Genomic DNA, 14,574 nt, shown 5'->3' with positions numbered 1-14,574 from the left:
CTTATACATTTGTACACATAAATTATTGTAAATGTGATTTACAAATTAAACAAGGGTATTTGCAGTTTTTCTTACATAAATTTATATTATTAATCTTTTAATTCACTTTGGCTTAATAATATTTCTCTAGGCTTACTTCCATTTCTACCTGAAATAATTCCACGTTCCTCCATTTGCTCTATAATTCTTGCTGCTCTATTATACCCTATTTTTAGCTTACGTTGCAATAAGGAAGTGGAAGCTTGATCATTTTCAACTACTATTTTAATTGCTTCATTTAATAACTCATCAATATCGCAAGCCTCATCTTTATTACTTAAACTACCTTCTATTTGGTCTATTATTTCTTTTTCATAGTTTAATTCTGAGTTCTGACTTTTTATAAAATCAACCACTCGCTCAACTTCTTCTTCTGATACAAAAGCCCCTTGAATTCTAAATGGTTTAGCCTCTCCTACAGGGTAAAAAAGCATATCGCCTTTACCTAGCAATTTTTCTGCACCAGCGGAATCTAAAATTGTTCTTGAATCTATTTGACTTGAAACTGCAAAGGATATTCTTGAAGGTATATTTGCCTTTATAACCCCTGTAATAACATCTACTGATGGTCTTTGCGTAGCAATTACTAAATGCATACCAGCCGCTCTTGCCATTTGTGCCAGTCTTCCAATGTATTCTTCTACGTCATTGGCACAAACAGTCATGAGGTCTGCTAATTCATCAATTATAATTACTATCCAAGGTAATTTATTTTCCTCAATACCTTTATTAACTAATTCATTATATCCTTCAATATTACGTACATTGTTTTCAGCGAAAAGTTTGTACCTTCTTGTCATTTCATTTACAGCCCAATTTAAAGCGCCTGCAGATTTTTTGGGATCTGTTACAACTGGTATTAATAGATGTGGTATTCCATTATAAATATTTAATTCAACTACCTTAGGGTCAATTAATAAAAGCTTAACCTCCTCTGGAGAATATTTATAAAGTAAACTTATTATTAATGAATTTATACAAACACTCTTTCCAGATCCCGTAGCTCCTGCTACTAGCAAATGAGGCATTTTCGTCAAATCTGAAACAACACAATTACCTCCTATATCTTTTCCTAGACTAAAAGATAAATTTTTATTTGTAGCTGAAAATTCATTTGACTCTATTACCTCTCTTAGGTAAACTGCACTTAACTCTTTATTCGGCACTTCAATACCTACAGCTGCCTTACCAGGTATAGGGGCTTCAATTCTTACACCAGAAGAAGCCAAATTCAATGCAATATCATCTGCTAAATTTACAATTTTGCTGACCTTAACACCAGCATTTGGTTGAAGTTCAAATCTTGTCACTGAAGGTCCTTTTGTAACTTGAATAACTTTTGCTTCAACTCCAAAGCTACTTAATGTTTCTTGCAACTTAGTAGCACTACTAAGCAATTCTTTTTTATCATTTTTATTCATTTTGGAAGTAGTATTTTCATTTAATAAATCCACAGTTGGAAAATCATATTTATAATTTGATTTTGAATGTGCACTATTTAATTGAATTTCTTGTTCTACTTCTTGTTTAATAGAATTATCTATATGCTTTTCTTTAGATACGCCTGCATCGCCTTGTCTAATATCACTAACAGTTTCTTCTTTATTTACAATTTCCACTTCTGACGCAACTTCACTTGATCTTATAAAATCAAATATTTTAATTTTATTGTTACTTCCTTTAATAAAATCATTTTTTTCTTCATTGGGTAGTATCAACTCTTCTTGCTTATCACTATTTTCTATATATAACTCCTTATTATCGTTAGTCTTCTTAGTCTTTTTAGTCTTTTCAGTTACAAATTTATCCTTTAGATCGAAACAAATGTCATGCCAAGATATTTCTAATATTAAAGTTAAACATATAACATAAATACCAATAAAAATTATAAAAGTTCCCACAGTTCCAAATAATGTATGCAGTGGTACATCAATTGAATAACTAATAATCCCGCCATGTGGCACATGCTCTGAATTGTATATTTTATTTATTCCCTGCCAAAACTCACCTTTAACATAATACTTATTAAAAGATAGCATTTGTATAAATAGCAATGTATTTATTATAAAAAGTATTATTCCATAAAACTTCTTACTGAAGTTTATCTTACCTTTCTTAAGGATGGAGCATATACCCATAAATATTATCAAAAACGGCGAAAAGTATGCACCTACCCCTAGTATTGCAAAAAGTAAGTGGTTAATAAAATCTCCTATAGTACCTGATATAGAATCAGAACTTGAAAACATAGTAGAGAAGATACTAAATAAAATTAATATGCCTATTGTTATTAAAATAATTCCAAAAATTTCACTATCAGAACCTACACTACTACTAACTTTAGATTTAGTTTTTTTTCTAGCCAAAGTATCACCTCCATTCTTAATATTTCTACAAATTTTAGAAATCTCCTTTAACTTTATATAGATTTATAGATGAATTTTAAAGTATAACATAAAAAACTCAATTACTCCTATGGCTTATGGTAAAAAAATCAATAAAATAGATATAAATAGGCCCATAGAACCTATTTATATCTATTTTTAAGCTTTATCTATTATTTCATTTAATTTTGATAAGGCTTCACTAATTCCACCAACTTCATCTATTAATCCATTATCAACTGCTTGTTTTCCGATAAGTATAGTACCCATATCATTTAAAAGTTCATCAGTTTGAAGCATTAACCTATTTACGGTCTCCTTATCGATTCGAGAAGTTCTAATAATAAATTCAGTTATTCTTTCTTGCATTTTATTAAAATATTCAAAAGTTTGGGGAACCCCTATTATCAAACCATTCATTCTTATAGGGTGAATTATCATAGTTGCAGATGGTGATATGAATGAATAGGTAGCAGCAGTTGCGAGGGGGATACCTATTGAATGGCCACCTCCAACTACTAATGATACTGTTGGTTTGCTAACACTTCTAATCATCTCAGCTATTGCAAGGCCTGCTTCCACATCGCCTCCTACAGTGTTTAGAACTATAAGAATACCTTTTACTTTTTCATCCCTTTCCATAGCAATTAGCTCTGGAATAACATGTTCATACTTAGTAGTTTTAGTTTGAGGAGATAACATCATATGTCCTTCTATTTGACCAATAATAGACAAAACTTGAATTTTGTCGCTTTGATTTGGAACATTAGTTACTCCCAGTTCTTTGATATTTTCAACCTGCTGATTTGAATTTTCCACAATAATGTCACTTTTCTTATCTTCTTTATTTTTTTGTTCTTTTGGCATTTGCATTCCTCCTAATCCATCTTTATTTTGTGCATTAAGAGAAACTATATACATTTATTATCCTAATTTAAATTCCCTGTGCAAGGCATTAATTGCACCTTCAACATATTCTGTTTCTACAAGACACCATATAGTCATATGTGAATCTGCTGTTTGCAACACTTCAATTTTTTCTCTAGTTAACGCTTTAAGTATCCTAGCCATAACACCTGGTATACCTCTCATTTTTGAACCTATAATTGAAATTTTACTACACTCCTTCACAAAAGAACAAACCAGATTAATCTCTTTTATTAAATTTTGAAATTTAATAAAGTCTTTTTCATCAATAGTAAATATTTTCTCTTTAGGGAAAACGTTTATAAGATCTATGCTTATAAGGTTTTCAGCTAAGATATCAAAGAGATCCTCGTAACTAGAATCTGAATTTTTACATATTTTTATTTGAACTCTATTATTCATATGTGTAATACCTGTAATTATACTTTCATAGCCTTCATTTCCTAAATTACTAATTACCGTCCCATCACAATTGTTCATAGTGTTCTTTATTACGAGTGGTATATTATATTTTCTAGATATCTCCACGGCTCTTGGGTGTATCACCTTGGCTCCTTGATCTGCAAATTGAAAAATTTCATCATAACTTATTTTCTTTATTAAAGTCGCTTCAGAAACTATTCGTGGATCTGCTGTCATAATACCATCTACATCAGTGTATATTTGAGTCTCTACTGCATTAAGTGCTGCTCCGAGTATTGCAGCAGTAACATCACTTCCACCTCTACCTATAGTTGTAATATAGTTATTTTCATCCTTACCTTGAAATCCTGCTACTACAGGAATTTTTCCCTTTTGCAGTATGCTAAGTATTTGCTTTGTATCCACGTTAAGTATTGCTGCATTGTTATAATTGCAATCTGTAATTATACCTGCTTGTCCTCCAGTTAAGGGAACAGCATCAATACCTTTACTATTTAATTCATTACACATTATTACAGTACTTATAGTTTCCCCACAACTCATTAGCAAATCTAGTGCTAATGGATTTGCTACTTTAAAATTATCATCTATAAGTGATAGCAGAGTATCTGTAGCGTAAGGATCTCCTTTTCGTCCCATGGCAGATACTACTACCACAGGAAAATAGCCTTCTTCCTTTGCGTTCATTACTTTACACACTACAAGCTTTCTCTTTTCCTGCGTTGAAACAGATGTGCCTCCAAACTTTTGCACTAATATTTTCATTTATGGCCTCCAAAGTTAAATATGAGATTTTTTTAAAAATTCATTATCAACATCAATTATTATAGTTCTTGAGCCTATTTTTTTTACATATTCCCAAGGTACCTCAATAATATCATTATTTTTGAAAAAACTAAATTTAGAACTACCCTCATTAATAATTAAAAATTTCAGAAGACCATTCTCATCAATAACCACATCATTGCTACCTAAATTGCTATATTTATCACCATCATTAATATTGATAATTTCATATCTTTCCATTTCACTGTATAATTTTATATTATCTTCCATATAAGCTCCCTCCTTACCAATTCTCTGAGGGACATGAAAATAAATAACAAATAACTTTTATTTATTTTCATGCCCCTAAAATACTATGGAATATATTGTGGAGTTATGCATAATTTCTATATTATCATAAATAAATTTACTTATCCATAGAAATAATATTTCCTTTAAAGAGCTTATTTAGCATTTCTCTTTCTTTACCTACATATGCAGAATTTATTATACCCTTTTTAAAAGTCTTTTCCATGACAGAGTTTACACGTGCCATATCTATCTCATTTATTTTTCTAAGTACGTCTTTAGGAGTATTAATTTTATTCAAAAACATAACAGATTTGCCATTACTAAACATTCTACTGCTGGTGCTTTCAAGCCCTAGAATATAGCTACCCTTTAACTGTTCTTTAGCCTTTAGTAATCTTTCATTATCAATTCCTGATTTTGCAAATTTTTTAACCTCTTCTTTTATTGCATCAATAGCAACTTCTGCCTGTAATGGATTTAGCCCCGCATAAATGCTTACAATCCCAGTGTTTTTAAAGGCTGATATGTAAGAATAAATTGAGTAACACAGTCCTAATTCTTCACGAATTTTTTGAAATAACATTGAGGAAGCTCCTCCTCCTAATATATTACTTAGTAATATTAGAGTATATGTATCCTCATTTCCAATTTCCACTCCAGGCATTCCTAGACTTATGTGAAGTTGTTCAATATCCTTTTTTCTAAAATAATGGTGATTTAGAAGCTCCGGACTACTATATTTAGTAATATTTTTATTTTTAGTATGCCATTTTCCAAAATATTTTTCTAGAAGCTTTTCTATATTTTTCATGTCAAATTTACCAGAAATTGATATAACTGAATTTTCCGGTATATAATATGAATCAATGTAATCTAACATCATTTTTCTATTAAAAGATTTTACAGTTTCCATGGTTCCCAAAATAGGTAAAGATATAGAATCCTTATTCCAAATTGCCTTTGTGTGTAAATCTATTAATACATCCTCTGGTGAATCTTCGCTCATATTTATTTCTTCGCAAATTACACCTTTTTCTTTTTCAATTTCCTCTTCTGAAAAATTACTATTAAAAAGCATATCTGACAGAATATCCAATGACAATTCTAAATGTGTATCTAAAGCTTTTATGTAATAACATGTAGCTTCTTTTCCTGTAAATGCATTTATTTGACCACCAACGTCTTCAATAGCTTCGGCAATTTGTTTTGCAGTCCTACCACTTGTTCCTTTAAAAAGCATATGCTCAATAAAATGTGATATTCCACTATTACTTGCATTTTCATTTCTTGAACCATTTTCTATCCATAGTCCTACGCTTACAGAATTTACATATTCTATGTTCTCAACTACAACTCTTAACCCGTTATTTAACTTAAATAAATTATACATATGCGCCTCTCCTTAATGAGAATTTATATTTAATATGTGCATATTAGTGTTTTTTTATTAAAAAAAATAAAAAGGCATCTAAGCCCTTCTATTATTCAGCATCTTTTTTTTCAGTTTCACTATCTTTAATAGCATCTCTTCTTGAAAGATTTACTCTTCCTTGATTATCTATTTCCATTACTTTTACTAATATTTCATCGCCCACTGAAACAATATCTTCTACTTTATTTACTCTAGCAAAATCAAGTTTAGATATATGCACTAATCCTTCTTTATTAGGAAGTATTTCAACAAATGCTCCAAAAGCAGCAATTTTTGTTACTTTTCCTAAATATATTTCGCCTACCTTAACTGATTTAGTTAAATCTTCAATGATTTTTACTGCTCTATTTGCACAAACACTATCACTAGACATAATTACAACTTTTCCATCATCATAAGTGTCAATTTTAACACCGGTTTCTGCTATAATTTTCTTTATCATTTTTCCACCAGGTCCAATTATGTCTCTAATCTTATCAGGTGCTATGTTTAGTGTGTAAATTCTAGGAGCATATATTGATATTTCACTTCTTTCTCCTGAAATACATTGATTCATTTTCTCTAATATATGAAGTCTAGCAACTTTGGCATCATTAATTGCAGTTTTAATGCAATAATTAGACAAGCCATGAAGCTTTGTATCAACTTGTATAGCTGTAATACCTAGCTCAGTTCCAGCTACTTTAAAGTCCATGTCACCAAAGAAATCTTCTATACCTTGAATATCTGTCAATACTTTTTCTTTAGTTAAATCAGCATTTGTAATAAGTCCCATTGCAATACCCGCAGCAGGTCTCTTAAGTGGAACCCCAGCATCGAGTAGTGCTAAAATACTTGCACTTACACTTGCTTGTGATGTTGAACCATTAGAACTTAACACTTCTGATACCACACGAATAGCATATGGGAAATCTTCTACAGATGGTAAAAGTGGTTCTACTGCTTTTTCTGCTAGTGCACCATGACCAATTTCACGTCTTCCAGGTCCACGCATTGGTTTAACTTCTCCTACGCTATAAGCTGGAAAATTATAATGATGCATATATCTTTTAGAATCTTCATTTCCTATTCCATCTAAATTCTGAGCTTCACCTAATGCTCCAAGTGTTGCAACACCCATTACTTGAGTAAGCCCTCTTGTAAATAGACCTGTTCCATGAGTTCTAGGAAGTATCCCTACTTCACAACTTATTGGCCTAACTTGATCAAAAGCTCTTCCATCTGGTCTTCTATCTTCATTTAGCATCATATTTCTAACTATTTCTTTTTGGATGCTATATGCAACTTCACCTATATCAGATTTTTTATCTGCGTATTTTTCATTAAATTCAAGGCTTATTTTTTGTTTTATTTCATCTACCATTTTATTTCTCTCATCTTTATCCATTATGTACATCGCTGTCTTAAACATATCAAATGAGAAATCTCTAACTTCACTTTGGAGAGTTTCATCTATTTTACTTATTTGAGGAATGACTTTTTCTTTTCCAAACTTAGCCACAGCTTCTTCTTGGAAAGCTACAATTTTTTTACATGCTTCAAAAGCAAAATCAATTGCATTTATCATTACATCTTCTGGTATTTCATTTCCACTAGCTTCTATCATTGTTACATTGTCTTTTGTTGCACAAACTGTAAGATTCATAGAACTAGCATTTCTCTCTTCTACAGTAGGGCTCAATATGAACTTATCATCAACAAGACCCACTGAAACCGTTGCAACAGCATCAGTAAAAGGTATACTTGATATACATAATGCCATTGATGCTGCATTCATAGCAAGTATCTCAGGTGAATTATCTTGTTCAACTGATAATACAGTACAAACAATTTGCACATCGTTTTTATATCCTTTAGGAAATAATGGTCTAAGTGGCCTATCAATACCTCTTGCTGTTAAAATTGCTCTTTCTGATGGTCTTGCTTCTCTCTTTATGAACCCACCAGGAATCTTACCAACGGCATAAAGTCTTTCTTCATATTCTACACTTAGTGGAAAGAAATCAATACCTTCCTTTGGTTTTTCTGATGCATTTGCATTGACCATAACTACTGTTTCGCCATAGCTCATGAATATTGAACAGTTTGAAAGCATTCCAACCTTACCATATTCAACTTTAAGAGTTCTACCTGCAACAGTAGTTTCTATAACATGAATCATATATTTGCCTCCCTTCAATTTTTACTAATATTATTAGCTAATATATGTGTTTTTAAAATCTAATTTTATTACTATTACTTAAAATAATAGAGCGGCTAAGCCGCTCTTAATTACTTTCTTAGTCCAAGCTCTGCAAGAATTGCACGATATCTTTCAATATCCTGGTTCTTTAAGTAACCTAACATACCTTTTCTTTGTCCAACCATCATTAATAGACCTCTTCTTGAATGGTGGTCTTTTTTATGAATTTTTAAGTGTTCAGTTAACTCTAAAATTCTTTCAGTAAGTAGTGCGATTTGCACCTCTGGAGAACCTGTGTCTCCTTCATGTCTCGCATGTTTAGTCATTATTTCTTGTTTTGTAGCTTTTTGCATTTTACAACACCTCCGAATATAATCCCCATATTCCAAGTACACCGTTAGCAATTCGGTGAACTTAGCATAAGGTTCAAATCAATTATAACAAACTAAAATTAAATTGTAAATTAGTTTTTATATCTTAATGATATTTTTCTACTTTTTTTGCTTAATAGCGTATTCTTTATCCTTTATAAGCTGTTGTCTTAATTCCTCAACGGTATCAAAATTAACTTCATCTCTTATCCTATTTACAAAGTTAATTTTAACCTTTTCACCATAGATTTGTTTATCAAAATTCAAAATATAGGTTTCTACTGATAGTTTTCCACCTTCTACAGTAGGATTATACCCTATATTTGTTATAGCTTTATAAATATTATTATCATACTGGGCTAAAGTATAGTATACCCCTCCCTTAGGAATGATATATTGCTTATTGTAATTTAAATTTACAGTTGGAAATCCAATAGTTCTTCCAAGTTGTTTCCCTTTAATTACTTCACCAGTAATAGAATGCGGTCTTCCTAAAAGTTCATTTGCTTTAATGATATTCCCCTCAGCTATAAGATGGCGTATATTTGAACTACTTACAACCTCATTGTTATTACTAATAGCTTCACAAACATATAGCTTATAACCTAGTATACCACTGTACTTTTGAAGCATTTCTACATCGCCTAAATTTTTATATCCAAATCTATAATTAAAACCAACAACTATTCCCTTTGTATTATAGAAATTCACCATGTCTTTTATGAACTGCTCTGGAGTTATCTTCATAAAATCCTTATCAAAACTAACTAAATTAACAATATCAATACCTGTTCCCTCTAGTAATTTTATTTTGGTGTCATTATCCATTATTAGCTGTGGACAAATTTCTTTGTTGATAACAGATAATGGATGATTTTTAAAAGTACAAATCATACTTTTAGCATTATTCTCTTTTGCTAATTCCACCGCTTTATTTACAAGATGCATATGTCCTAAATGGAGTCCATCAAAACTTCCCAGTGCAATGTATGTTGGATATTCAAGTTTAGTTTTAAAATTATCTTTTATAATTATCATTTTTAATATGCTCCTATATAAATGATTTTATTAGCCTAACACCATCATTTCCTTTATCCGCAATCCCAATAAAGTCGTTGTCATTATTATAGATACTATACATTTTTTCGCTTTCAAACTTAGAAGCTAAAGCTTTATCTTTTACTACAACACCATTTAATAAGAACTTAACAAATCTATCCTCTATGGTAATTTTAGTATTATTTTTAAAAATACTTTCTATAGGCATAATATGTCCATTTATATTTTCTTCATTTAAATCATTAATATTTATAGCATCTTCAATATGAAATTGCCCTGTAGCTGTTCTTTGCAAGTTCCACATCATTCCACCACATTTTAATAATTCTCCAATATCATAACATAGACTTCTAATATATGTACCCTTAGAGCATTTTACCCTAAAGCTTACGTAAGGTATTTTAATAGAACTAATTTCTATGTCATAAATTGTTATAGCTCTTGCTTCTCTCTCTATTTCTATCCCAGCCCTTGCCAGTTCATAAAGTTTTTTTCCATTAACCTTTAAAGCTGAGTACATAGGAGGAACTTGTTTTATTTCTCCTATAAATGAATTAATCGCCCGTGTAATTTCATCTTCACTCAAATTGACCTCACACTCATGTAGAATTTTACCTTCTCTGTCATAAGTATCTGTAATAACGCCTAACTTAAGTTCAGTTTCATAAATTTTAAAATCCGCCATTATATAGTCAATAGCTTTTGTTGCTTTTCCTATACAAACAGGTAAAACCCCGCTAGCCTCAGGGTCTAGAGTGCCAGCGTGGCCTACTTTTTTTATATGACTGATTTTTTTTATTATGCGAACTACATCAAAAGAGGTCATTCCTGTAGGTTTAAATACATTTAATATACCATTCATTTTATCAACTCTTTTTCTATAATTTCCAGCAATTTCACTTTAGTGTCATGGAAATCCCCTTCTGTGAAAAAACCTGAAGCTCTAATATGTCCGCCACCGTTAAATACCTCGGCAACTTTACTAACATCTACTAGTGATTTAGATCTTAAACTCACCTTAACACCATTTTCAGCATCTTTTATAAGAATAGTAACTTCAACCGTATCTATGGAAGCACCAAAAGCAATAACATCTGATGTATCTTCGGAAACGGTCTCATATTTTTCAAGCATGGTTTTAGATATATACATAATACACACTTTAGCATTGAGTTCTGAAGTCATACTATTAATAACTTCTCCATAGAATTTTATTTTTTCAAATTTCTTGTTTTCAAAAATCATTCTATGGATGTTACTAAACTCTATACCTGTATTAATAAGTTCACCTGCTATATTATGAGTTACTGCTGTGGTGCTGGAATGCCTAAATGATCCCGTATCTGTAAGTAGTGAAGTGTACAAGCATCTGCTTATTTCTTTGTCTATTTCTATATGAAGAAGTTTAAGCACTTCATACACAATTTCTCCAACTGCAGAAGCGCTTGTATCAACAAAATTTAAATCTCCATATAAATCATTAGATAAATGGTGATCCATATTAATTAATTCAAAATTCTTATTTTGCATACATAAATTTGCATTAATTCTTTTAAAATCACCACAATCTAATACTATAACACACTCTGTATCCTTTAATGGCTCAATTGTTTCACCATTAATTTCATTTGAGCATGGCAAAAACTGAAAAGTTTGTGGTATAATTTCTTTTGAAATTATATAGACTTCCTTTTTTAGTTTTCTAAGTCCAATAAGTAAAGCTAGTGCACTACCTAAGGAATCACCATCTGGTGAAGTATGAAAAGTTATAGCAATTTTTTTGAATAGCTTTATTCTATCAATAATATCATTAATTTTCATCGCTATCTTCGTTACTTATATCTTCTTCATTCATATCCTCATCATCTATATCTTCATCGCTTACGCTTTCTCCATCAATCTTTTCTTTTGCCTTTATCTGGTTGAAAATGCCCTCTAAATGTATTGCTTTTTCTATAGTTTCATCTACCTCTATGAGAACTTGAGGAACATGTCTTAGCTTAACATGAGCCCCTATTTCTTTTCTCATAAGTCCAGTTGAACTTTTAAGCGCTTGAATTGTTTCTTTTTTAGAAGCTTCACTACCAAATATACTAACATAAACCTTTGTATATGTTAGGTCTTTTGTTGTATCTACTTTTGTTACACTTACCATAGCACTTTTTCTTGGATCTTTTATTTTGTTTTGAATTGTATTGCTTACTTCTTTTTTGATTTCTTCGTTTATTCTACCATTTCTATAATTAACCATACAACCCACCACTCCTTATACTTATAATTTTGGTTTTACTTCTTCCATTATGAATGCTTCGATAATGTCGCCTTCTTTAAGATCATTGAATTTTTCTACACTTAATCCACATTCATATCCAGCAGCAACCTCTTTTGCATCATCTTTAAATCTCTTCAATGAAGCCAGTGTTGATTCAGTTATTACTATTCCATTTCTAAGCACACGTACACTACTATTTCTTGTAATCTTACCAGTTAATACATAAGACCCAGCTATTGTTCCTACATTTGAAACTTTGTATATTTGTCTTATTTCTACTCTACCTAGAACAACTTCTTTATATACAGGATCGAGCATTCCAACCATTGCAGCTTTTATATCATCAAGAGCATCGTAAATTACTCTATAAGTTTTAATTTCTACCTTTTCTTTTTCACCAACTATTGCAGCATTATTATCTGGTCTTACATTAAACCCTATAATTATTGCATTTGAAGCTGCTGCAAGTGTAACGTCTGTTTCTGTAATCGCTCCAACTCCAGAATGTATAACTCTTACTTTAACATTATCAGTAGATAATTTTTCTAGGGATTGACGTACAGCTTCTACAGATCCTTGAACATCAGCTTTTACAATAACACCAAGTTCCTTAACAGATCCTTCTTGTATTTGACTATATAGATTTTCCATAGAAACTCTATTACTAGATTGAAAATGTTCTTCTCTTGATTTTGATTTTCTAGTTTCAGCCATATTTCTTGCCGTTTTCTCATCTTTAACTACATTAAATCTATCTCCAGCTTCTGGTACTTCAGATAATCCAAGTATTTCTACTGGTATAGAAGGTCCTGCAGTTTTTATTTTGTTACCCTTATCATCAAACATCGCTCTTATTCTTCCGTAAGTTGAACCAACTATTATAGAATCACCAGTGCTTAATGTACCATTCTGTATTAATAGTGTAGCAAGTGGTCCTCTACCTTTATCAAGTTTCGCTTCTATTACAGTTCCTTTTGCACGTCTGTTAGGGTTTGCTTTGAGTTCTAACATTTCAGCTGTAATAAGCACCATTTCAAGTAGTGTATCTATACCCTCTTTAGTATGAGCTGATACTGGAACACAAATTGTATCTCCACCCCAATCTTCTGCTACAAGTCCATACTCTGTTAATTCTTGCTTAACTTTATCAACATTAGCTCCTGGTCTATCTATCTTGTTTATAGCTACTATCATTGGTACCTTAGCAGCCTTACAATGATTTATAGCTTCTGCAGTTTGTGGCATAATACCATCATCTGCAGCTACAACAAGTATAACTATATCTGTTATTTGAGCACCTCTGGCTCTCATTGCTGTGAACGCTTCATGACCAGGTGTATCTAAAAATGTAATTTTTTCTCCATTAATATTAACAGTATAGGCACCAATATGTTGTGTAATTCCACCTGCTTCTGTTTCAGTTACCTTAGCTTTTCTAATACAGTCAAGTAGTGATGTCTTACCATGATCAACGTGACCCATAACTGTTACAACAGCTGGTTTTTTTGCTATTGCTAAATCAGCTTCAACTTCTTCAACTTCTTCATCATCAGCAATTTTGCCTTCTTCTGCATCTTTGAGTACTGCAAGCGCGCCATATTTTTCTATTACTTTTTCAGCTGTAGCAAAATCAATTTCTTGATTCATTCCAGCCATAACGCCTATGAAAATAAGTTGTTTTATTACTTCAACATAAGGTCTCTTTAGCGTGTCAGCTAAGTCTTTAACTGTAATAGAAGCTTCAATTACTACAACCTCATCATCTATTGCTTCAACACCATTGTTACCATTTCCAAGCTCATCTCTACCTTTTCTACCTCTTTTTCTAATAATGACTTTGTTAGCATCTTCATTAGCTATATTTTCATAATGCTCTACTGTTTCATTTTTTTCATCTTTAAGTCCTGAATTTTCGTCATTATAAAGTTCCTTTATTAATTCAGCATCTTCTTCCTCAATTACACTCATATGATTCTTGGCTTTTATACTAAACTCTTCGAATAGTACATTAATTAATTCTTTACTTGACACCTCTAACTCTTTTGCTAATTCATATATTCTGACTTTTGCCAAATCATTCACCCCCGAAATTTAATTTATTCATTACTTTCATTCCATAAGCTAAGTAGCTTATCGCTCATTCTTTTATCACTTACGCACAAAACATTAATTTCTGCTCTTCCTAGACAATTTCCTAGAACCTCATTGGATACTCCTTCTATAAGGGGTATATTATTTTTAATACTAAATCTCTTAAATTTATCTTTAGTATTTGTGGCGCTTTCCTGAGACATTATTATAAGGGTTCCTCTCCTATGTGATAGTGCTTCTTCACATTGATTGTAACCTTCAATAAGTTTGCCGGCTTTCTTAGTCAAACCCAAAAATTGAAAAAATTTATTGTTCAT

12 protein-coding genes and 1 pseudogene are annotated in these 14,574 nt (G+C 31.3%); all 13 read right to left on the bottom strand.

What is annotated here, in order from left to right:
• Positions 1-89: 89 nt before the first annotated feature.
• Positions 90-2,405: an FtsK/SpoIIIE family DNA translocase gene (locus Ctaglu_RS06115; protein ID WP_233439697.1), complete on the bottom strand. Its 2,316-nt coding sequence runs from the start codon at positions 2,403-2,405 to the stop codon at positions 90-92.
• 177 nt (positions 2,406-2,582) lie between these two features.
• The gene (locus Ctaglu_RS06110) at positions 2,583-3,290 is read right to left on the bottom strand and encodes a ClpP family protease (protein ID WP_124999110.1); all 708 of its coding nucleotides are present in this window, start codon (positions 3,288-3,290) and stop codon (positions 2,583-2,585) included.
• A gap of 57 nt (positions 3,291-3,347) precedes the next feature.
• Positions 3,348-4,538 (bottom strand): aspartate kinase, encoded by a 1,191-nt coding sequence (gene dapG / locus Ctaglu_RS06105; protein WP_124999108.1) that lies wholly within the window; start codon positions 4,536-4,538, stop codon positions 3,348-3,350.
• Positions 4,539-4,553: 15 nt separating this feature from the next.
• On the bottom strand, positions 4,554-4,829 hold the full coding sequence (locus Ctaglu_RS06100) for a YlmC/YmxH family sporulation protein (protein WP_124999106.1): 276 nt from the start codon (positions 4,827-4,829) through the stop codon (positions 4,554-4,556).
• 136 nt (positions 4,830-4,965) lie between these two features.
• On the bottom strand, positions 4,966-6,240 hold the full coding sequence (locus Ctaglu_RS06095) for a M16 family metallopeptidase (RefSeq protein WP_124999104.1): 1,275 nt from the start codon (positions 6,238-6,240) through the stop codon (positions 4,966-4,968).
• A gap of 91 nt (positions 6,241-6,331) precedes the next feature.
• Positions 6,332-8,443, bottom strand: a complete 2,112-nt coding sequence (locus Ctaglu_RS06090; RefSeq protein ID WP_124999102.1) for a polyribonucleotide nucleotidyltransferase — start codon at positions 8,441-8,443, stop codon at positions 6,332-6,334.
• A 110-nt stretch (positions 8,444-8,553) separates the two neighbouring features.
• The gene (gene rpsO, locus Ctaglu_RS06085) at positions 8,554-8,817 is read right to left on the bottom strand and encodes a 30S ribosomal protein S15 (RefSeq protein WP_124999100.1); all 264 of its coding nucleotides are present in this window, start codon (positions 8,815-8,817) and stop codon (positions 8,554-8,556) included.
• A 138-nt stretch (positions 8,818-8,955) separates the two neighbouring features.
• Entirely contained in the window at positions 8,956-9,873 is a 918-nt protein-coding gene (locus tag Ctaglu_RS06080; RefSeq protein WP_124999098.1) for a bifunctional riboflavin kinase/FAD synthetase, read from the bottom strand.
• Positions 9,874-9,886: 13 nt separating this feature from the next.
• Complete coding sequence (gene truB / locus Ctaglu_RS06075; protein WP_124999096.1) at positions 9,887-10,756, bottom strand: tRNA pseudouridine(55) synthase TruB; 870 nt, start codon at positions 10,754-10,756, stop codon at positions 9,887-9,889.
• Positions 10,753-11,715 carry a DHH family phosphoesterase gene (locus Ctaglu_RS06070; RefSeq protein WP_124999094.1) on the bottom strand — a complete coding sequence of 321 codons (963 nt, stop codon included), beginning with the start codon at positions 11,713-11,715 and terminating at the stop codon, positions 10,753-10,755. Before Ctaglu_RS06070 ends, truB begins: the two co-directional genes overlap by 4 nt.
• 73 nt (positions 11,716-11,788) lie before the next feature.
• A pseudogene (gene rbfA, locus Ctaglu_RS06065) lies at positions 11,789-12,145 on the bottom strand (30S ribosome-binding factor RbfA); the annotation flags it as partial.
• A 21-nt stretch (positions 12,146-12,166) separates the two neighbouring features.
• A complete protein-coding gene (gene infB, locus Ctaglu_RS06060) occupies positions 12,167-14,239 on the bottom strand; it encodes a translation initiation factor IF-2 (RefSeq protein WP_124999090.1) in 2,073 nt (690 codons plus the stop codon).
• 23 nt (positions 14,240-14,262) lie between these two features.
• Positions 14,263-14,574: a ribosomal L7Ae/L30e/S12e/Gadd45 family protein gene (locus Ctaglu_RS06055; RefSeq protein WP_124999088.1), complete on the bottom strand. Its 312-nt coding sequence runs from the start codon at positions 14,572-14,574 to the stop codon at positions 14,263-14,265.

The sequence above is a fragment of the Clostridium tagluense genome (assembly GCF_003865095.1).
Lineage (GTDB): Bacteria > Bacillota > Clostridia > Clostridiales > Clostridiaceae > Clostridium_AD > Clostridium_AD tagluense.
Note: the sequence above shows the minus strand (reverse complement) of the source record. Positions and strands in the feature narration are given on the sequence as shown.